The organism is Hyphomonadaceae bacterium ML37, from assembly GCA_027627685.1.
Classification (GTDB): Bacteria; Pseudomonadota; Alphaproteobacteria; order Caulobacterales; family Maricaulaceae; genus Oceanicaulis.
In genome coordinates this window covers 2,402,854-2,423,237 of the sequence record CP091241.1, presented here as the reverse complement: position 1 = coordinate 2,423,237, position 20,384 = coordinate 2,402,854, and the positions used below count along the sequence as shown (strand labels likewise).

At 68.0% G+C, this 20,384-nt stretch carries 14 protein-coding genes; 10 read left to right on the top strand and 4 right to left on the bottom strand.

What is annotated here, in order from left to right:
- Positions 1-63: 63 nt before the first annotated feature.
- On the bottom strand, positions 64-372 hold the full coding sequence (locus L2D01_11925; protein WBQ09598.1) for a hypothetical protein: 309 nt from the start codon (positions 370-372) through the stop codon (positions 64-66).
- 145 nt (positions 373-517) lie between these two features.
- Between L2D01_11925 and L2D01_11920 the strand changes: the two genes are divergently transcribed.
- The 5 genes from L2D01_11920 (at position 518) to L2D01_11900 (ending at position 9,118) form a co-directional block, all read left to right on the top strand.
- A complete protein-coding gene (locus L2D01_11920) occupies positions 518-964 on the top strand; it encodes a MarR family winged helix-turn-helix transcriptional regulator (protein ID WBQ09597.1) in 447 nt (148 codons plus the stop codon).
- 122 nt (positions 965-1,086) lie between these two features.
- Entirely contained in the window at positions 1,087-2,526 is a 1,440-nt protein-coding gene (locus L2D01_11915; GenBank protein ID WBQ09596.1) for an NAD(P)-dependent oxidoreductase, read from the top strand.
- Entirely contained in the window at positions 2,523-7,028 is a 4,506-nt protein-coding gene (gene gltB, locus L2D01_11910) for a glutamate synthase large subunit (protein ID WBQ09595.1), read from the top strand. The genes L2D01_11915 and gltB overlap by 4 nt, the downstream gene beginning before the upstream one ends.
- 100 nt (positions 7,029-7,128) lie before the next feature.
- Complete coding sequence (gene msrA, locus L2D01_11905) at positions 7,129-7,755, top strand: peptide-methionine (S)-S-oxide reductase MsrA (GenBank protein ID WBQ09594.1); 627 nt, start codon at positions 7,129-7,131, stop codon at positions 7,753-7,755.
- A gap of 73 nt (positions 7,756-7,828) precedes the next feature.
- Positions 7,829-9,118 (top strand): adenylosuccinate synthase, encoded by a 1,290-nt coding sequence (locus L2D01_11900; protein ID WBQ09593.1) that lies wholly within the window; start codon positions 7,829-7,831, stop codon positions 9,116-9,118.
- 38 nt (positions 9,119-9,156) lie between these two features.
- Here the strand turns inward: L2D01_11900 and L2D01_11895 are convergent, their stop codons facing one another.
- Both L2D01_11895 and L2D01_11890 read right to left on the bottom strand, forming a co-directional pair.
- The gene (locus L2D01_11895) at positions 9,157-9,567 is read right to left on the bottom strand and encodes a hypothetical protein (protein WBQ09592.1); all 411 of its coding nucleotides are present in this window, start codon (positions 9,565-9,567) and stop codon (positions 9,157-9,159) included.
- A 36-nt stretch (positions 9,568-9,603) separates the two neighbouring features.
- Positions 9,604-9,828 carry a ParD-like family protein gene (locus tag L2D01_11890; GenBank protein ID WBQ09591.1) on the bottom strand — a complete coding sequence of 75 codons (225 nt, stop codon included), beginning with the start codon at positions 9,826-9,828 and terminating at the stop codon, positions 9,604-9,606.
- Between the two features lie 140 nt (positions 9,829-9,968).
- Here L2D01_11890 and L2D01_11885 point away from each other — a divergent pair, with 140 nt between their 5' ends.
- From L2D01_11885 to L2D01_11875, 3 genes are all read left to right on the top strand, one after another.
- Complete coding sequence (locus L2D01_11885) at positions 9,969-10,724, top strand: SDR family oxidoreductase (protein ID WBQ09590.1); 756 nt, start codon at positions 9,969-9,971, stop codon at positions 10,722-10,724.
- 113 nt (positions 10,725-10,837) lie between these two features.
- On the top strand, positions 10,838-11,749 hold the full coding sequence (locus tag L2D01_11880; protein WBQ09589.1) for an alpha/beta hydrolase: 912 nt from the start codon (positions 10,838-10,840) through the stop codon (positions 11,747-11,749).
- A 29-nt stretch (positions 11,750-11,778) separates the two neighbouring features.
- A complete protein-coding gene (locus L2D01_11875; GenBank protein WBQ09588.1) occupies positions 11,779-13,686 on the top strand; it encodes an amidohydrolase family protein in 1,908 nt (635 codons plus the stop codon).
- Here the strand turns inward: L2D01_11875 and L2D01_11870 are convergent, their stop codons facing one another.
- The gene (locus tag L2D01_11870; protein WBQ09587.1) at positions 13,687-14,304 is read right to left on the bottom strand and encodes a hypothetical protein; all 618 of its coding nucleotides are present in this window, start codon (positions 14,302-14,304) and stop codon (positions 13,687-13,689) included.
- Positions 14,305-14,414: 110 nt separating this feature from the next.
- Here L2D01_11870 and L2D01_11865 point away from each other — a divergent pair, with 110 nt between their 5' ends.
- Positions 14,415-15,440, top strand: a complete 1,026-nt coding sequence (locus L2D01_11865; protein WBQ09586.1) for a lycopene cyclase family protein — start codon at positions 14,415-14,417, stop codon at positions 15,438-15,440.
- A gap of 74 nt (positions 15,441-15,514) precedes the next feature.
- On the top strand, positions 15,515-20,383 hold the full coding sequence (locus L2D01_11860) for an alpha-2-macroglobulin family protein (GenBank protein WBQ09585.1): 4,869 nt from the start codon (positions 15,515-15,517) through the stop codon (positions 20,381-20,383).
- Position 20,384: the final 1 nt, after the last annotated feature.

Sequence of the window (20,384 nt, the reverse complement as noted above, 5' to 3'; positions counted from 1 at the left end):
AGCGCGCGGCGCCGCCGCATTGCAGGTTGAGCCCTGAATTGTCTCACCGCCGGCCCCTCAAACTCAGTTCTCGTTGATCGGAACGCCCTGACGCTGGATATGATCCATGGTCTCGGTGGCGCCGCGCTGGATGGCGCGCCATTCCCATTCCGGGCGGCAGACCTGGCGGGCGGGCAGGCGTGATCCGATGACCCGTTCGCGCTCGCAGCGGATCGCATTAGGGTCATAGCCCTCGCGCTCGGCGCGGGCGACTTCTTCGGCGCTGGCCACCTGGGTGGTGGCAGCGGCGGAACTGGCCGTTGTCCCGTCTTGCGTCGTGGCGCATGCGGTGGCGAACAGTCCGGCGGCCGCAGCCAAAACAATGTATTTCATGCTCGTTCATTCCCCTCGTTGGACTGCCCTGCGCTTTGCCGCACGGCATTTTTGTGAAGCCCTCATTCTGGATACGGCCTCTGCGTGGGTGTGACAAGGCGCGTAAACTCTTTCACACCCGAAGGAATCGGGCGAGTTTGCCAGTATGGCCCGCGTTCGCGCCGTTGACCGGCGACTGTTTTTACTGATCGAAATCGCGGCCCGGCGCCTTAGCCGGGACGCTGACCAGCGCCTGCGCGCTGAAGCCGGCGTGAGCGCCAGCCAGGCGGCGGTGCTGTTTTTGCTCTTGCGCCGGGGCGAGCGGCGTATGGGCGCTATTGGTGATGTGCTGGCGCTGGGCGCCCCGGCGGTGACCGGTCTCGTCACGCGCATGGAGGCGGCCGGCCTGGTCACCCGGCGGCGGGACGCCAAGGACCGGCGCGGCGCGCTGGTGGCCTTGAGTGAGGCCGGGCGGCGCGCCGCCGAGCGCGCCGACACGGTGCTGCGCGCCTTCAACACGGAGCTGGACGAGCGCCTGGGCGACGAAGCGGCCGATACGCTCTATGATGCCCTGACCCGGCTGGCGTCCGACGCGGGCGATCCGGTCGGCTGAGGCCGCCGCGCCCCCTTGCGCCAGAGCCCGTAATTTGTTGCAATGCAACAAGTCCGGACAAATTTCCGGACGCTTCCTGAACAGCGGAAACAAGCGCTGCCGGCGGGTGAGGAGACGCGACTGTGCTGAAATTCACGACCACCGACCAGCGCTATCCAGAAAAGCGCCCCGCGGACGCGCGCAAGCACGATTTCGATGAAATCTACGCGCCCTTCTCGCCCGAACGCGGCGCCGAGCAGGCCGAGCGCTGCTCCCAGTGCGGCGTGCCCTTCTGCCAGACCGGCTGCCCGTTGCACAATGACATCCCCGACTGGCTGATGCTGGCGGCGGAAGGCCGCATGGAGGAAGCCTACGAGCTCTCCTCGGCCACATCCACCATGCCTGAGATTTGCGGGCGCATCTGCCCCCAGGACCGTCTGTGCGAGGGCGCCTGCGTCATCGAGCAATCGGGCCACGGCGCGGTCACCATCGGCTCGGTGGAGACGCACATCACCGAAACCGCGTGGGACAACGGCTGGGTCAAGCCGCTGCGCCCGGCGGTCGCCAGCGGGTTTTCGGTCGGGATCATCGGGGCGGGACCCGCGGGTCTCTCAGCCGCCGAGCGCCTGCGCGAGCAGGGCCATGCCGTCACCGTCTATGACCGTCAGGACCGCGCCGGCGGGCTTCTGGTCTATGGCATTCCCAATTTCAAGCTGGACAAGTCCGTGGTGGCCCGCCGGGTCGCGCGCCTGGAGCAGGGCGGGATCGTCTTTCAGCTCAATTTCGAGGTGGGGCGCGACGCCAGCCTGGACGATCTGCGCGGCCAGCATGACGCGGTCTATATCGCCGCGGGCGCCTATGCGGCCCGGGCGCTGACCTGTCCGGGCGGTGGCGGACGTGGGCTGGTCCCGGCGCTGGACTATCTCACGGCGTCCAACCGGCGCGGCTTCGGCGAGGACATCGCCGATAATGGCCGCTTCGACGCAAAGGGAAAGCGCGTGATCGTGATCGGCGGCGGCGATACGGCCATGGACTGCGTGCGCACGGCGGTGCGCCAGGGCGCGGCCAGCGTGGCCTGCCACTACCGGCGCGACCGGGTGAACATGCCGGGCTCCGACCGCGAGGTCTCCCACGCCGAGGAAGAGGGCGTGACATTCGAATGGCTGTGCGCGCCGGCCGCGATCCTGGGCGATGCCGACACCGCCACCGGCGTGCGCATCCAGCGCATGGTTCTGGGCGCGCCGGACGGCACTGGCCGCCGGCGTCCCATGCCCGCTGTCGGCCAGGAACATGACGCCCCCGCCGACATGGTGATCGCGGCGCTGGGCTTTGAGCCGGAAGATTTTCCGGCGCTTTACGGCGCGCCGAAGCTTGAGATGTCGCCGCGCGGCACGCTGCGCGTCACCAGCCGTTGCCGCACCTCCATCCCCGGCGTGTATGCGGGCGGCGACGCCGTGCGCGGCGCCTCCCTGGTGGTCTGGGCGGTGCGCGACGGCATGGATGCGGCCACTGAAATTCACGCCGATCTGATGGCCCGCGCACGCGAAGAGGCGTCGTCCAAAGTGGCGGAGATGGCGGAATGAGCGAGGCGCAGCGCTATCTCGACAATCGCGACCGTCTGATCGACGCCAACGCCTATGAGGCGGACTCCGAGCGCGACGCGTGCGGCGTCGGTCTGATCGCCGACATCAACGCCACGCCCCGGCGCGAGGTGGTGGAGCTCGCGATCAAGGCGCTCAAAGCCGTCTGGCATCGCGGCGCGGTGGACGCGGACGGCAAGACCGGCGACGGCGCGGGTCTGCGCGTCGGCATCCCGCAGGATTTCTTCAAGGCGCAGGTGGCCCGCACCGGCCACGCGCCGGGCTCGGGCGTCATCGGCGTGGGCATGATCTTCCTGCCGCGCACAGACTTCGCCGCCCAGGAGCGCTCGCGCACCATCGTCGAGACCGAAGTGCTGCGCGCGGGCCTGCGCCTTTATGGCTGGCGCCAGGCCCCCATCGATCCGTCATGCCTCGGCGACAAGGCCGCCTCCACCCGTCCGGCCATCGAGCAGATCCTGTTTGAGGACCCGAAAAAGCGCGCGGCTTCCGTGCTGGAGCGCGCGCTCTATCTGGTGCGCCGCCGGATCGAGGCGCGCGCGCGCGAGGACGCCCTGCCGGGCTTCTATGTCGCCTCGCTGTCAGCGCGCGATGTGGTCTACAAGGGCATGTTCCTGGCCGAGGCCATCGACACCTTCTATCCCGATCTGCGCGACGAGCGCTTCGTGTCGTCGTTTGCGATCTTCCACCAGCGCTATTCCACCAACACGTTTCCTGAATGGCGCCTGGCCCAGCCCTTCCGCATGCTCGCCCATAATGGCGAGATCAACACGCTCAAGGGCAATCGCAACTGGATGAAGAGCCATGAGATTCTCATGGCGGCCAAGGCGTTCAGGGACGCCGAGGACGTGGTCAAACCGGTGATCAGCGCGGGCGCGTCGGACTCAGCGGCGCTGGACGAAGTGTTCGAGGTGCTGGTGCGCGCCGGCCGCTCGGCGCCCATGGCCAAGACGCTGCTCATCCCCGAAGCCTGGTCCAAGCGTGGCGAACTGATGCCCGGCGCCTGGCGGGGCCTGTACGAATACTGCAACTCGGTGATGGAGCCCTGGGACGGGCCGGCGGCGGTGGTCGCTTGTGATGGCCGCTGGGCGATCGCCGGGCTGGACCGCAATGGCCTGCGGCCCTTGCGCTGGTCGCTGACCGGGGATGGCTTGCTGGCCGTGGGGTCGGAAACCGGCATGGCGCCGCTGGACCCTGACAGCGTGATCGAGCGCGGCGCGGTGACGCCGGGGCGCATGATCGGCGTCGACCTGCATGAGGGCGGGTTCAAGCGCGAGCATGACATGCTCGACATGCTGGCCTCCAAGCATCCGTACGAAGACTGGCTGAAAAACGTCAAGAATATCGAGGCCGAGATCGGCCCCGGCCCGGAAGATTTGCTGTTCGATGACGCCGAGCGCGCGCGCCGTCAGGCCGCCGCCGGTCTGTCGCTGGAGGATGTGGAGATCATCCTCTCGCCCATGGCCGAGACCGGCAAGGAAGCCATCGGCTCCATGGGCGATGACAGCCCGCTGGCGGTCCTGTCGAACCGCTACCGGCCAGTGTACCATTATTTCCGGCAGAACTTCTCCCAGGTCACCAATCCGCCCATCGATCCCTTGCGTGAGGGCCGGGTGATGAGCCTGAAGACCCGGTTCAAGAATCTGGGAAACATCCTGGCCACTGACGAAGCCCAGACCAATGTGTTCGTGCTGGATTCGCCTGTTCTCACCAATGGCATGTATGCGCGCCTGCGCGCCGTGCTGGGCGAGCGGGTGGCGGAAGTGGACGCCACCTTCCCTGCCGAAGAGGCCACCGGCGCCGGGGGCGGGCTGATGCGCGCCCTCGACCGTATCCGCGCCGACGCTGAAGCCGCCATACGGGACGGCGCCGAACATCTCGTCCTCACCGACGAAGCGCAGGGGGCTCAGCGCTGCTCTGTGCCCATGGCGCTGGCGGTCGGCGCCGCGCACACGCACCTCACCCGCAAGGGGCTTCGCACTTACTGTTCGCTCAATGTGCGCGCCGCCGACGTGGCCGACGCCCATGGCCTGGCGGTTCTGATCGGGCTCGGGGCCACCACCGTGAACCCTTATATCGCCTTTGAAACGGTAGCTGCGCGAAGCCAGCGCGGCCTGGCCTCGCTCTCGCTGGGTCAGAAGGCGCTGAACATGAAGGCCGCGTTTGATGCGGGGCTTCTGAAAATCATGTCCAAGATGGGCATATCGGTGGTCTCCTCCTATCGCGGCGGGTGCAATTTCGAGGTGCTGGGCCTCTCGCGCGCCGTGGCGATGGAGTATCTCGGCGGGGTGACCAGCCGCATTTCCGGCATTGGCCTGGCGGGCCTGGAACAAAAGCTCGCCGAGCTGCACGCCTGGGCCTGGCGCGATGACGGGGCGGTGCGCCTGCCCGTGGGCGGCTTCTACCGCCAGCGCGCCTCGGGCGAGGTGCATGCGGTCGAGGCCCGGTCCGTCACCGCCCTGCAAAAGGCGGTGCGCGAAGAGGATTACGCCGCGTTCCGCGAGTATGTCGGCCTGCAGACGCGCGACGCCGACCCGATCCAGCTGCGCGATCTTCTCGAGCCGCGCCCGCTGGGGCCGTCTGTCGATCTGTCGCGCTGTGAAAGCGTCAATGAAATCCGCCAGCGCTTCGTCACGCCGGGCATGAGCCTGGGCGCGCTGAGCCCTGAAGCGCACGGCGCGCTCAACGTCGCCATGAACCGCATCGGCGCCAAGTCGGTGTCGGGCGAGGGCGGCGAGGACCGCTCGCGCTACACGCCCATGGCCAATGGCGACAACATGAATTCGGCGGTCAAACAGGTGGCGTCCGGCCGGTTCGGCGTCACGGCCGAATATCTCAACCAGTGCCGCGAAATCGAGATCAAGATCGCCCAGGGCGCCAAGCCCGGCGAGGGCGGCCAACTGCCCGGCTTCAAGGTCACGCAGATGATCGCGCGCCTGCGCCACGCCACGCCGGGCACCACGCTGATCAGCCCGCCCCCGCATCACGACATCTACTCCATCGAGGACCTGGCCCAGCTCATCTACGACCTCAAACAGATCAATCCCGAGGCGCGCGTCTGCGTGAAGCTCGTGGCCGCCGCCGGTGTCGGCGCCGTGGCCGCGGGCGTGGCCAAGGCCCATGCCGACGTGATCCTGATCTCGGGCAATGTGGGCGGTACGGGCGCCAGCCCGCAGACCTCCATCAAGTTCGCCGGCGCGCCGCTGGAGCTCGGCCTGTCGGAAGCCCATCAGGTGCTCTCGCTCAACGGCCTGCGCGAGCGGGTGACGCTGCGCGCCGATGGCGGCATCCGCACCGGGCGCGACGTGGTGATCACCGCCATGCTGGGCGCGGAGGAGTTCGGCATCGGCACCACCAGCCTGATCGCGCTGGGCTGTCTGATGGTGCGCCAGTGCCATTCCAACACCTGCCCGGTGGGCATCTGCACCCAGGACGATGATCTGCGGAAGCGCTTCACCGGCATGGCCGACCACGTGGTCAACCTGATGACCTTCATCGCCCGCGACACCCGCGAAATCCTCGCCCGCCTGGGCGCCGAGCGCCTCGAAGACGTCATCGGCCGCGCCGACCTGCTCGATCAGGTCAGCCGGGGCGCCGATCACCTGGACGATCTCGATCTCAATCCGCTGCTGGTGCGCGTCGACCCCCAGGCCCGCCCGCCGCGCTCCACGCGCACCCAGCGCAACGCCGTGGCGCCGAGCCTCGACGAGCAGATCCTCAAGGACGCTGCCCCGGTCTTTACCCGGCGCGAGAAGATGCAGCTCGTGTATGACGTGAAGAACACCGACCGCGCCGTGGGCGCGCGGGTGTCGTCGGCCATTGTGCGCGCCTTCGGCCCCGACGGCCTGGAGGACGGCCAGCTCACGCTTCGCCTTGCCGGATCGGCGGGTCAGTCACTCGGCGCCTTCGCCGCCAAGGGTCTGCGCATCGAGCTGGAAGGCGACGCCAATGACTATGTGGGCAAGGGCCTGTCGGGCGCGACCCTCGCCATCCGCCCGTTCGGCGGCGCGCGCCGTCATGGCGCGGGCGATGTGATCATCGGCAACACGGTCCTCTACGGCGCCACGTCAGGCCGCCTGTTCGCCGCGGGCGGCGCGGGCCAGCGCTTTGCCGTGCGCAATTCCGGCGCGACCGTGGTGGTCGAGGGCTGCGGCGCCAATGGCTGCGAATACATGACCGGCGGCGTCGCGGTGATCCTGGGCAAGGTGGGCGATAATTTCGCCGCCGGCATGACGGGCGGCGAAGCCTTCGTGCTCGACGAGGACGGCCGCCTGGAACCCCGCCTCAATGGCGAAACCGTATTCCTGGCCGAGCTCAAGGGCGAGGCCGAAGCGCGCTGCCGCGCCCTCATCGAAGCCCACTACGCCGCCACCGGCTCCCTCCACGCCGCCGCCATCCTCAATGACTGGGAGGCGCGCAGGCCCGAATTCCGCCACGTGGTCCCGTTCGAGCCGGCGAAGATCGAAGCGGGCGCGAAGCGGGCGTGATCACAGCCTTACACGCAAAGGTGACCGCGCCGCGCCTTGGCGCCATGGCGGATCGGGCCACATGGTATGTCAGAACACGCCCGCAATTGGAGCCCGCCCGATGATCGCCCGCTTCGCCCTTGCCCTGCTCGCCGCCCTGATGCTCAGCGCCGCGAGCTTCGCTGATGATTACCTCAGCCCGGCCCAGGCCGATGGCGCGGACCTGCCCGACGGCCTGTCTCACGCCATCTTCGCGTCGGGCTGTTTCTGGTGCACCGAGGCCGATTTCGAGGGGCTCGACGGTGTTGTCGAGGTCGTGTCCGGCTTTGCCGGCGGATCGGAAGCCAATCCTGGCTATTACGACGTGGTGCGCGGGCGCACCGGACATGTGGAGAGCGCGCGCATCATCTTTGACCCCGCGGTGGTGAGCTATGAGGCGCTGCTGGCCCATTACTGGCTCAATGTGGATCCGTTCGATGGCGACGGCCAGTTCTGCGACCGCGGCGCGGCCTACGCCCCGGCCATCTTCCCGGTGGACGCCGCCCAGCGCGCTGCAGCCGAAGCCTCCAGAGACTCCACCGCCGAGCGCTTCGGGCGCGAGATCGCCGTGCGCATCCGCAGTTTTGACACGTTCTGGCCGGCGGGCGCCGAGCATCAGGACTATGCGGTCAACAACCCGATCCGCTATCAGCGCTACCGCTTTGGCTGCCGGCGCGACCAGCGCCTGCGCCAGATACAGGCCGGCTAGCCTGCCGCCTTGCCCGCAAGGCGGGGAGGGTCTAAGCCTCGCCACGGTTTCACACCGTTAGCGGAGCATCCCCATGTCGAACGTGGTGGTCGTCGGCGCCCAGTGGGGCGACGAGGGCAAAGGCAAGATCGTGGACTGGCTGTGCCACCGCGCCGATCTGGTCGTGCGCTTCCAGGGCGGACACAATGCCGGCCATACGCTGGTGGTCGACGGGGTCACCTACAAGCTCTCGCTCATGCCGTCGGGCGTGGTGCAGAAGAAGCTGTCGCTGATCGGCAATGGCGTGGTGGTGGACCCCTGGGCCTTTATCGAGGAAATCGAGAAAGTCCGCGCCCAAGGGGTGAACATCACCCCCAAAATGGTGCGCCTGGCCGAAACCGCCGCCCTGATCCTTCCTGTCCACCGCGAGCTCGACGCCCTGCGCGAGAACCGCGATGACGGCATGAAGATCGGCACCACGCGCCGGGGCATCGGCCCGGCCTATGAAGACAAGGTGGGTCGGCGCGCCGTGCGGGTCATTGATCTGGCCGATGAGCGCCAGCTGCGCCGCCGCATTGGCGAGATGCTGCATCACCACAATGCCCTGCGCCGGGGCTTTGGCGTGGCCGAGGCGGACGCCGATGAGATGACGGCCGAGCTGATGGCGATCGCGCCCAAGGTCCTGCCCTATGCCGACCCGGTGTGGAAAACCCTCAACGCCGCCATCGCCGACGGCAAGAAAGTCCTGTTCGAGGGCGCCCAGGGCGCCTTCCTCGATGTGGACCACGGCACCTATCCGTTTGTGACCAGCTCCAACACCGTGGCCGGCCAGGCCGCCGCCGGGTCGGGCGTGGGTCCGGGCCAGGTGGGCTATGTGCTCGGCATTGTGAAGGCCTACACCACGCGGGTGGGCGAGGGGCCGTTCCCCACCGAGCTCACTGACGAGACCGGCAAGCGCCTGGGCGAGCGGGGCCGCGAGTTCGGCACGGTCACCAGCCGCCAGCGCCGCTGTGGCTGGTTTGACGCGGTGCTGGTGCGCCAGAGCGTGAAGATCAACGGCATTACCGGCGTGGCGCTGACCAAGCTGGACGTCCTCGACGGATTTGACGCGCTGAAAGTCTGCGTCGGCTACAAGCTCAATGGCGAGATGTATGACCGCCTGCCCGCCGGCGCCGACGCGCAGGCGCGCGTGGAGCCGGTTTACGAGACCCTGGAAGGCTGGTCGGGCTCCACCGCCGGCGCGCGCAGCTGGATGGATCTGCCCGCCCAGGCGGTGAAATACGTGCGCCGCATCGAAGAACTGATCGAAGCCCCCGTCGCCATCCTCTCCACCAGCCCCGAACGCGACGACGTCATCCTGATGCAGGACCCGTTCAAGGGGTAGGGCGGGCGCGATCCATCCGGGTCAGCCAGCACGGCGCGTCACAGCTGTGCGCCGCGCGCGGCCCAGGCGGCCATTTCGCCATCTGCGATCGTCAGCGTCACGCGCCAGCTGTCGCTCCGGCGCAGAATATAGACATGCTCCCACGCGGCGATGACCTCGCCGCCTTCGCCCAGCATCCGGTAGGCCATGCGCGCCTGAGCGACGTTGTCGAACAGCTCCTCAGCATCAAGCAATTCGCCTACGGGCCGCACAACGCCCTGATTGCGGTAGAAGTCCATCAGCGTGACGCAATGGTCGCGGAACGCCTCCCTTGGCATCGCGAAATTGCCTGTCGGTGACGGGAACAGGCCGACCGGCTCCCACAATTGGCTCAAGGCATCCGCGTCGCGGCGGGCGAACGCGTCGACATAGCGGGCGAAAAATTCAGCGATCTCGTCTTGGAAAGTCATGCTCATCCTGTCTGTCAAATGGGCCGCGCCCGGCGATCAAGCGGTCGCGGCCATCATCGCATCGGCCGTTTTCGCGCCGCGCACATCCGCCGCAACAAGTTGCGCCTTGACGATGTCGTTGAAAGTCATCGCCGGATGGGATTCGGCCATCATGCCGATCTTCATCCAGAATTCGGCCTGCGCATTGATCGAGCGGCACATCACCGTGCTGGCCCGGCGGGCCTTCTCATGCAGAGCGTCATCAATTTTTACGAGGCCCATCGGCTTACCTCCTGTAATATACGGATCGTATATGAAACATATATTATCTTGTCAAACACAAAGCGGCAGCCGCACGCCTTGCAGCCCGCAGCGCATCGGGCTCAACTGCGCGACCGTCGGAAGCCTGAGAGAGCCGCGCCATGACCCGCCTTGAAAACCGCCTCGTCCTTGTCACCGGCGCCTCGCGCGGCGCGGGCGCGGCCATCGCGCAGGCCTGCGCGGACGCGGGCGGAGACGTGCTGGTGCACTACGCGCGCAACCAGGCCGCGGCTTGGGGCGTCGCAAAGGCTTTGGGGCCGCGCTGCGCCGGCCTGATCGCCGGCGATCTCGCTGAACCTGACGCCGCCCGCGCTGTCTGGGACGAGGCGGTCCGCACCGGCGGGCGGGCGCCGGACGCGCTGGTGCTCAATCACGGAATCTTTGAAGCCGCCGGGATCGCCTCGGACGAGGCGGATTGGCGCGCCAACTGGGCGCGCACGCTGCAGGTCAATCTGACATCGTGCGCGGATCTGGCGCGCCTGGCCGCCCGGGCCTGGCTCGCCGGTTCGGGCGGGTCGCTGGTGGCCATCGCCTCGCGCGCGGCCCATCGCGGCGATGATGCGGACCATGCCTCCTACGCGGCGTCGAAGGCCGGGCTGATCGCCCTGATCAAGACGCTGGCGCGCGCTCATGCGGGGCAGGGTCTGCTGGCCTACGCCATCGCCCCGGGCTGGATCGACACCGACATGGCGCCCCAGGACGCGACGGCCCGGGCGAGGGCCGAAGGCGACGTGCCGCTCGGCCGGATGGCGGCGCCGGACGAGATCGGGGCGCTGACCGCCTTCCTCCTGTCGGGCGCCTGCGCGTCGGCGACGGGCGCCACTTTCGACGTCAATGGCGCGAGCTATGTGCGCTAGGGACGCCGGAACGGCACCGATGTCCCCTCACGGCGGATTCATGTCCCCCTCGCGGGCGTTTTCGTCCCATAATTCGGTCTGTTCGTCGCCTGCCGGCAAGGAGAGACGCCACGATGTCCCCGCCCCTATCCCTCAATGACTGGCGCGCTGGCGGGTCGATGTTCGGCTATCGCGGCCATGAGATTTTCCAGCGCACGGGCGGCGACTGGAGCGACGGGACCCGCCCGGTCCTGATCCTCATACATGGCTTCCCGACGGCCAGCTGGGACTGGTCGCACCAGTGGGACGCCCTGTGCGAGCGCTACCGCGTGGCGGCTATCGATATGATCGGGTTCGGTTTTTCGGCCAAGCCGGTCAACTACGCCTACTCCATCCAGGACCAGGCGGATCTGCACGAGACCTGGTTTGACCGGCTGGGGGTCAGCGCCTGCCACATCCTGGCTCACGACTATGGCGACACCGTCGCCCAGGAATTGCTGGCGCGCATGATTGACCGGCGCGCCAAAGGCCTGGCGGGGCTGGAGATTCAGTCGGTCTGCTTCCTCAATGGCGGCCTGTTTCCCGAGCAGCATCGCGCCACCCTGACCCAGCGCCTGCTGCATTCGCCGCTGGGGCCGATGCTCAGCCGCATGATGACCAGAAAGCGTTTTGAAACAGGGCTTTGCGAGGTGTTTGGCCCGGACACGCGGCCTTCACCTGAAACGCTCGACGCCTTCTGGTCACTGGCGATGATGGGCGGGGGCATGCCGCGTATCGGGCACAAGCTGTTGGGTTATATCACCGAACGGCGCGCGACGCGGGATCGCTGGGTGGGCGCGCTGGTCCATTCACCGGTGCCCATGCGGGTGATTGACGGCGCGCTGGATCCTGTGTCCGGCGCCCATATGGTCGAGCATTATCAGTCACTTGTGCCAAATCCCGACACGGTGCTCATTCCTCACGTCGGCCATTACCCCCAGCTGGAAGCGCCCGGCGAGGTGCTTGACGCCTTCCTGGATTTCCAGTCGGGTATAGAAAAGGCCTGAGCACAAGGGCCAAGACGGGAGGATGCGCCATGAGCGAGCGCTATGACTGCATCATCGCAGGCGGCTTGGTCATTGACGGGACCGGGGGCGTCCCTGTGCTGGAGGACGTCGCCATAAAGGCGGGCCGCGTGGCCGCGCGCGGTCCCGGCCTGGACCGCTCGCGCGCCGACCAGGTCATTGATGCCGAAGGGCTTTGGGTGACGCCCGGCCTTCTGGACATCCACACCCATCTCGATCTGGAGGTGGAGTTTGACCCGGCCCTGAAAGAGGCCGTGCGCCACGGCACCACCACCGTTCTGATGAGCAATTGCTCGCTGGGACTGGCCTTCGGCAATCAGCGCCGCAATGGCGACGACCCGCTGGTGGACTGCTTTGCCCGTGTGGAAAACATGCCCAAGCCGGTGCTGCGCAAAGTGGCCGACAAGGCGACCTGGACCAGCCCGGCGGGCTATTACGCCCATCTCGATGACCTGCCGCTAGGCTGCAATGTTATTCCGATGATCCCTCACTCCATGCTGCGCATCGAGGTGATGGGGCTCAAGGGCGCGGTCAGCCGCACCGCGACGGACAATGATCTCAAGCAGATGGAGGGCATTCTCGATCAGGCGATGACGCAGGGCTATCCCGGCTTCTCCACCGACGCGCTGCCTTTCCACTTCCTGTCTGAAGATCCCAACCGGCGGGTAAAGATACCCTCCCAGTTCGGCCAGTACCGCGAGCTCAAACGCCTCACAGGCGTCCTGCGCCGCCACGACCGGCTCTGGCAGGCCACCCCGCCCAAGGACAGTCCGCTGGCGGTGCTGCGTAATTTCTCGCTCACTTCCGGACGCCTGCACGGCAGACCTTTGAAGGTGACGGCGGTGGCGGCGATGGATGTGGCCTCCAACAAGTCCCTGCGCCGTCTCGCGCTTCTGCTGACGCGGGTGTTCAACTCGCCGCTCATGGGCGGCCATTTCCGGTTTCAAGCGCTGGCTGCGCCCTTCAAGCTGTTCTGGGACGGGCCGATCAATCCGCTGGCCGAGGAAATCCCGGCCCTGCGCGAGCTGAATGAGCTCGATCTCGAAGACGTGGAGGGCCGGCGCGCCCTGCTGGACGATCCGGCCTTCCAGGCGCGCTTTTCGAAGATGTGGATGACCGGGAAGACCGGGTTCGGGCTCAATCGCCTGAAGCGCCTCATGAAGGCGGAAACCCTGTCCTTCGACCGCGATTTCAACGAGATGGTCTTCTATTCGGGCGGGCCGGACATCTGGACCGGAGAGACCTTCGCCCAGGTCTTGGGCCGGTTCCAGGCCTGGCGGACGGACCCCGCGATGGCACGCACGCCGGACGAGCGCGCGGCGTTCGAGGCGATGCCCGACGGGGCCGCGGAAGAGCCGGGCTTCATGCTCCACCTCTTGCGGACGTATGATCTGTCCCTGCGCTGGTGGACGGTCTCGGCCAATCGCGATCCGGAGATCGTGCGCGCGCTGCTGAACCACCCCCAGATCCTGCCCGGTTTCAACGATTCGGGCGCCCACATCACCAATATGGCCTTCTATGACGGCAATCTGCGCGGCCTCCAGATCGCTCAGAGCGAGGGCATGGAGCGCGTGGCGAGCCAGGTGCGGCGCATGACGCGCGAGCCAGCTGAGTTCATCGGCGTGGACGCCGGAACCATGGATATCGGCGACCGGGCCGATCTCGTCGTGATCGACCCCGAGGCCTTGCGCGCCTACGATTCCGAAGCCCGCTCCCGCTTCATCTGGCGCGAGGATTATGGCCACGAGCAGATGGTCAACCGCTCCGACGGCGTGGTGCGCTGCGTGCTCGTCAGCGGCGTGGAGGTCTGGGACGGCGTGCGCTTCACCGAGGCCGCCGGGCGCCAGACCCTGGGCCGGGCCTTGCGCCACAAAAGCTGGAGCCCCCAGCGCGAAGCTCTGCAAGTGGCCGCCGAGTGATCACTCGGCGAGCCGGGCGCGCAGCTGGATGACCAATGCTTCCTGATAGAAGCCACTGGCGTCAGCGTCGGCGCGGTCGAGGAAACCGAGCATCTGCGCGCGGTCGATGACCGGCTGGTCTGGCGGGCAGGCTTCAAACGCGCCTGTGAGCGCGTAATGCGGAAATCCCACCAGACCGGCGAAACGCCCGGCCTCAGCCGAGCGGCGGATCAGTTCGCCGCCATAGCACGGGTCCTGGCCGCGCCCGTCCCATCCGGTCAGGCGGATATAACCCACCACGAACAGCGATTGGGGGTAGCCGGCGCGCAGGGCGGCGTCTCGATAGGCCTGGCTCTCCTCGTGGCGGCCGGCATACCCATTCACCCGCGCCAGCTGGTAATTGAGCCGGGGATTGTCCGGGTCCTCCGCCACCGCCGCCTCGCAGGTCAGGCGCGCCGCTTCCAGGTCCACATCGCCCTGAGGAACGCCGTCAATGACGCGTTCGGGATCATCGGGATGGGCGGCGAGCCGGTCGCATTCAGTGACGTCTCTGGACCAGGCCGCGCGGTCATACACGACGATCTGGTCGAGGCTGACAGGGGCAGGTTGGGCAGCGGCGAAGATGGCGGCGAGGATCATGAAGGCGCTCCTTCTGATAAATTTGTCCGGACAGATTATCGGCTCCAGGATCGTCTGGCCAGCACCTTACCGCCTTGACGAGTTGGGTCTTCAAGCGGCTCATTCCCATCATGAAAACAGACGTCGACGTGGTCATTCTCGGCGCCGGCATGGCGGGCCTGGCTCTGGCGCGGGCGCTGACCGGGCCGGGGCGTAATCTGTCAGTCACCGTTCTGGAGCCACGCACTCTAAGGCCTGATGCGCGCCTGTGGATTTTCCCCGCCGCATCCGGCCATCCGCTGGTGCGTTTCGCCACGCACCAGACGCGCGATGTCATCTTGGCTGGACGTCAGGCGCGCCTGCGCGCCGGCGCTCTCTGGACGGTTCCTGCGGCGGATGTGCAGGCGGCTGCCGTGGAGGCGCTGTCGGCCTCGGTGCTGGCGCGGCTTGAGACGGGCGTGCGCATTGGCGGCGTCTCGGCGGCGGCGCGCGGCGCGGTGGTCGATTGCAGCCTGGGCGCCATCCGGACAAGTCAGGTGGTAGATACGCGCGCCGGGCCGGACCACGCCGTCGGCGCAAGGGACTGGACCCAGATTGTGCTGTCGGCGCGCATTGAAGGGGCGGATAACCCGCCGCGCTTCGAGCTCTGCGCGCCTGCGGCGCAGGCGGGCGGGATCGACCTGATCCAGCGCCATGATCTCGGCGGCGGCGTTCAGCTCGTCGAGGCGGTGCGCTACGCCCCGCCGGGCGATGACGGCGCGGGCCTTAGGGCTGTGCTTGATGGCGCGCTGACGGGCCCTGCAGGCCCGGCGCTACGCCGCACAGTGCTGCCGCTCCTGCCGCCGCCCGCGCGGCGGGTGCAGTCCGGCGCCATCATCGCGGCGCCGGCGCGGGCAGGGGGCTTGCGCTTTGCTGTCGGCATGGAGGCTCTGCGCCTCACTCAATGGGCGCAGGCGGGAGCGCACAGCCTTGACGAGGGCCGGCTGATTGCGCCGCCGCCCGATCCGGGGACGGCAGCACGCGCGCCAGCCCTGACGCTGGCCAAGCGCTTGCGCGAGGGGGCGGGGCCGGCGGCGGCCTGGCTGGAGCAGACGCTGGCCTCGCTTGGGCCGGACGCGGCGCTTGCGTTTCTGGCCGGCTCAGGTCCCGCGCGATAGGCTCACGCCCCTCGACTCCGCCGCCAAACCTGCGAGAATTGGTTAAGGCACTGGAAATGTGAGGGGACGCCGGGATGATCGCGCGCAATTGGCTACGCTTCGGGGTTTTGCTTGTTATGGGCGCGGCGCTCGCCGCCTGTGACCCGGCTGGCGAACCGGACGCGCCGTCAGCTCAAGGCCCCCAGGTGACCCCGCGCGCCGCCGACGCCCCGCGCGCGCCTGATCCCGCTTCCGACCAGTTCGAATATTTGCGCTATGCGATCAATTCCGAGTCCGCGTCGCCGGAACTGTGCCTGACCTTTTCGGCGCCGCTGGACCCGCAGGTGGATTACTCCGCCTATATCGAGATCGACGAGCCTGTCTCGCTCGCCGTGAACGGCCAGCGCCTGTGCCTGGGCGGGCTTCAGTTCGGCCAGACCCGCACGGTGACGCTGCGCCAGGGCCTGCCGTCCGCCGATGGCGCCAGCCTGGCTGCCGACGAACAGACCGTGCTGACCTTTGATGACCGTCCGGCCTTTATCGGGTTTGCGGGTTCGGGCGTCGTCCTGCCGCGCATTGATGCGGACGGCCTGGCCATCCAGACCGTCAACGTGCCGCGTGTGCGCGTCATCGTGCGCCGCGTCACCGACCGCGCGCTGGCCTTCCGTCAGATTACGTCCGGATACGACGCGGCGAGCGGCGAGTGGAACTGGGCCTATGGCGAGGAAGAGCCCGGCGAAGCCGGCGTGGAGGTCTGGCGCGGCGAAATGGATACGCCCGGCGACGCCAATGCGTCCGTGATCACGGTGTTCCCCATTGCCGAGGCTATCGGCCAGCTGCAGCCGGGCGCTTATTACCTCGAGGTGGACGACGCCGACGCCATCGAGCGTGACGAAAACAGCAGCAATCACGCCCGCGCGCGCCGCTGGATTATCGTTACGGATCTGGCCTTTACGGCCTGGCGCAGCGGCGACGGCATGGACGTGACCGTGCGCTCGCTCCAGACCGCCCGCCCGGCTGAGGGCGCCGAGGTGCGTCTGGTCGCCCGCTCCAACGAGGTGCTGGCCAGTCAGACGACGGGAGCGGACGGCAAGGCGCGGTTCAGCGCGGCTTTGATGAACGGAACCGACGGCAATACGCCACGCCTGCTGGCAGCCTATGGCCCGGACGGCGATTTTGCGCTGCTGGACTTGTCGCGCAATCCGGTGGACCTTTCCAGCCAGCCGGTGGCCGGGCGTGACCGGCCGGATCATGGCGACGCGTTTCTTTATCTTGATCGGGGAGTCTACCGGCCGGGCGAGACGGTGCAGGCCAGCGCCTTGCTCCGCGACCTGGCCGGACAAGCCCTGACCGGACGGGCCGGATCGCTGATTGTGTACCAGCCCAACGGGCTGGAACTGACCCGCCACCGGTTCGAGAATGCTCCGAATGCCGGGGGCCTGTCCCATGGATTTGAACTGCCGCGCAGCGCGGCGCGGGGCCAGTGGCGTCTGGCGCTGGAACTGGACGGCGCCGGTGAAGCCGGCTCGACCCGGTTCGCGGTGGAAGACTTCGTCCCGCAACGCGTTGAGCTCACATTGAGCGCCGATTCCGAGACCCCCATGCGGGCGGGCGAAACCCGCATGGTCGATGCGCGCGTACGCTTCCTCTACGGCGCGCCGGGCGCCGGCCTGGTGGTTGAAGGCTCGGCGCGGGTCGAGCCCGACCCCAATCCCTTTACGGACTGGACGGGCTATCGCTTTGGCCGGCATGACGAGCAATTCTCCGAGAGTCTTGAGGACCTGCCGCGCACCGTTGCGGACGGGCGGGGCGAAGCCCGCGTGCCGGTGTCTGCCGACGGACTCGGCGAGGACTCATCCCTGCCGCTGCGCCTGCGCGCAGTGATCCGGGTGCAGGAGCCGGGCGGGCGCGCGGTCGCCGATGATGTGCGCATCCCCTACCGGCCCCAGGCGCGCTATGCCGGGCTTCGCTCTGATTTCGATGGCGCCGCCGAGCGCAATGCGCCGGCGCGCTTCTCCCTGATCGCTGTGGACGCCGACGGCGCCGCTGTGGCGGCGGACATGCAATGGCGCCTGGTGCGCCGGGATTACAATTACGACTGGTACCGCACCGATGGCGGCGAGTGGCGCTGGCGCCGGTCGGAACGTGTCGTGCCGATCGAGAGCGGCCAGACGCGCCTGAACGGGACGGAGCCTGCGGCCATCGCCACCGGCGCTCTGCCCTGGGGCGACTATGTGCTGATCGTCTCGGACGGGGATCGCGACATCGCTTCTACCGGGTTCTGGGTGGGTTATGGCGGCCGCGCCCAGGAGGGCGAAGAAGCCCCCGACACGGTGCGCGTGGCCGGTCCGGACACGGCGCCGGAGGCGGGGTCCAATGCCGTCATCACCGTGCGTGCGCCCTATGCGGGTCTCGCCGAAATCGTTGTCGCCAATGACAGAATTCTCACCTCGCGCCAGATCGAAGTGAGCGAGGAAGGCGCGGAGATTACCCTGCCGGTGACCGCAGACTGGGGCGCCGGCGCCTATGTGATGGTCAGCGTCTATACCCCGCGCGACGCCGTGGATCAGCCCCGCCCGCGCCGCGCGGTCGGCGTGGCCTGGGTGCCTGTGAACGTGGACGGGCGGACTTTCGATCTGACGCTGGATGCGCCGGAACGCGCAATTCCCGAGCAGCCGCTTGTGGTTAACGTGAGCGCCGAGAATGGCCCGCGTGGCGAGCGGGCCTGGGTGACATTGGCGGCGGTGGATGAGGGGATATTGCTCCTGACTAATTTCCGCTCGCCCAATCCTGCAGACTGGTTCTTCGGCCAGACCCAGCTGGGCGTGGACCTCCTGGACGATTATGGACGCGTGCTCGACCCCAATCAGGGCGCGGCCGCGCCGGTGCGTTCGGGCGGTGACCAGATCGGGGCGGCGGGCCTGTCCGTGGTGCCGACGCGCACGGTGGCGCTGTTCTCTGGCCCGGTTCAACTGGACCGGGCGGGCCGTGCGTCGATTTCGCTGGATGTGCCTGAGTTTAATGGTGAATTGCGCCTGATGGCGGTCGCTTGGTCTGAAGGCGGCCTCGGCTCCGCCTCGCGTCCGGTAACGGTGCGTGAGGATGCTCCGGCCGAGCTGATCCTGCCGCGCTTCATGGCGCCCGGCGATACAGCCGAGGCCACGGTGACCGTTGATAACATTGATCTGCCTGCCGGCGCCTTCACGGCGCAGGTCAATGCCACCGGTCCGCTTTCGGGGCCGTCGGAGGCGGCTGAGGTCAATCTTGAGCCGGGACAGCGCGAGGATCGCCGTGTGCGCCTGACCGCCGATGCGGCAGGGATCGGCGAGCTGGTTCTGGCCGTGACGGGGCCGCAGAACTTCAGAACTGAGCGCAGCTATCCCATCGAGGTGCGCTCGGCCTGGCTGCCGGAAACCCGCATCGAGCGGCGCACCTTGCGCCCGGGCGAAAGCTGGACGCCGCCGGCCGCTTCGCTGGCCGGATATGTAGACGGGACAGGCTCCTTGCTGGTCACGGCCTCGGCGTTCCCGATTGACATCGCGCCGCTCTATCGCGATCTGGCGGCCTACCCCTATGCCTGCACCGAGCAGAGCCTGAGCCGGGCCATGCCGCTGCTCTATGCCCGTCAGCTGGCGGATCTGGCGGAAGAAGATGCACGCGGCGGGGCGGCGGCGGATGTGCGCCGGACCATCGAGCAGATTCTGTCGCGCCAAAGCGGCGACGGGGCGTTTGGCCTGTGGCGGGTGGGCGATGGTCAGGCCTCGCCCTGGCTCGGCGCATACGCCACCGATTTCCTGAGCCGGGCGGAGCAACAGGGCTATCCCGTGCCGCGCGCGGCGCTGGAGCGGGCATTGAACCAGTTGCAGCCCATCGCCCGGGGCGAGCTGTGGCGCGCCTCTGGCTATAATACCAGCGTTCCTGAGGCCCGCTGGACGCGGGACACGCGCCAGCGGCTGGAAGACCGCAGCGTGGCCTATGCCTTGTATGTGCTGGCGCGCAACGGTCAGGCGGACCGCTCGCGCCTGCGCTACATGCATGACGAACGCATCCGCCAGATCGAGAGCCCGCTGGCGCGCGCCCATATCGGCGCAGGCCTTGCGGCCATGGGCGACCGGGCGCGGGCGGCCAGCGCGTTTGAGGCGGCGGTCGAGGCGCTGGGCTATCGCAATGAGGGCGACTGGTACCAGTCTGTGCGCCGTGACACGGCGGCGGTGCTGGCGCTGGCGGCGGAAGCGGGCGAGACCGATATCGTCGAACGGCTGGCGGCCGGGCTGGCGCGCGACCTGCCCGAACCGTCCCGCCTGACCACCCAGGAGAAGGTCTTCCTGATCCTGGCCGCGCATGCGCTGGCGGGCGATAGCGACGTGGTTTCAGTCAGTTATGACGGCGCGGCGGACAATCCGGCGGCGGTGCGGTTTGACGCTGACACGCTGGCTGAGGCGGGCGCCTTCACCAATACCGGCGATCAGCCTGTGTTTGTGACGACGCTGGCGCGGGGCGCGCCGGCGGAGGCGCCGCCGGCGTCGGCGTCCCTGTTGCAGGTCGACAAGACGATCCTGAACACGCGCGGCGAGGCGGTAGATCTGGCCTCCGTGGTCCAGGGTGACCGGCTGGTTGTCAGCCTGACTTTGATCCCCGAGCGGCAGGCGATGGCGAGCTATGTCATTGCTGATCTTCTGCCCGCAGGCTTTGAAATCGAAGGGGTTCTGACCGCCGAGGACGGGGCGCCGAACGGGCCTTACGCCTTCCTGGGCGAGCTCAGCTATCCCCAGATCGCCGAGGCGCGTGATGACCGGTTCGTGGCGGCGATTGAATCGCGGCGCGGGCGGAGCGAGCGCTTCGCCTATGTGGTGCGGGCGGTCACGGCGGGCGAGTTCGCCATGCCCGGCGTGGTGGCCGAAGACATGTACATGCCCGATGTGACGGCGCGCAGCGCCTCGTCACGCGTCGCTATCCGGCCCTGAC

Excerpts from the sequence above, each read along its gene's own strand:
- L2D01_11925 (WBQ09598.1), bottom strand. The coding sequence starts at position 372 with ATGAAATACATTGTTTTGGCTGCGGCCGCCGGACTGTTCGCCACCGCA.
- L2D01_11920 (WBQ09597.1), top strand. The coding sequence starts at position 518 with ATGGCCCGCGTTCGCGCCGTTGACCGGCGACTGTTTTTACTGATCGAA.
- gltB (WBQ09595.1), top strand. The coding sequence starts at position 2,523 with ATGAGCGAGGCGCAGCGCTATCTCGACAATCGCGACCGTCTGATCGAC.
- msrA (WBQ09594.1), top strand. The coding sequence starts at position 7,129 with ATGATCGCCCGCTTCGCCCTTGCCCTGCTCGCCGCCCTGATGCTCAGC.
- L2D01_11900 (WBQ09593.1), top strand. The coding sequence starts at position 7,829 with ATGTCGAACGTGGTGGTCGTCGGCGCCCAGTGGGGCGACGAGGGCAAA.
- L2D01_11895 (WBQ09592.1), bottom strand. The coding sequence starts at position 9,567 with ATGACTTTCCAAGACGAGATCGCTGAATTTTTCGCCCGCTATGTCGAC.
- L2D01_11890 (WBQ09591.1), bottom strand. The coding sequence starts at position 9,828 with ATGGGCCTCGTAAAAATTGATGACGCTCTGCATGAGAAGGCCCGCCGG.
- L2D01_11885 (WBQ09590.1), top strand. The coding sequence starts at position 9,969 with ATGACCCGCCTTGAAAACCGCCTCGTCCTTGTCACCGGCGCCTCGCGC.
- L2D01_11880 (WBQ09589.1), top strand. The coding sequence starts at position 10,838 with ATGTCCCCGCCCCTATCCCTCAATGACTGGCGCGCTGGCGGGTCGATG.
- L2D01_11875 (WBQ09588.1), top strand. The coding sequence starts at position 11,779 with ATGAGCGAGCGCTATGACTGCATCATCGCAGGCGGCTTGGTCATTGAC.
- L2D01_11870 (WBQ09587.1), bottom strand. The coding sequence starts at position 14,304 with ATGATCCTCGCCGCCATCTTCGCCGCTGCCCAACCTGCCCCTGTCAGC.
- L2D01_11865 (WBQ09586.1), top strand. The coding sequence starts at position 14,415 with ATGAAAACAGACGTCGACGTGGTCATTCTCGGCGCCGGCATGGCGGGC.
- L2D01_11860 (WBQ09585.1), top strand. The coding sequence starts at position 15,515 with ATGATCGCGCGCAATTGGCTACGCTTCGGGGTTTTGCTTGTTATGGGC.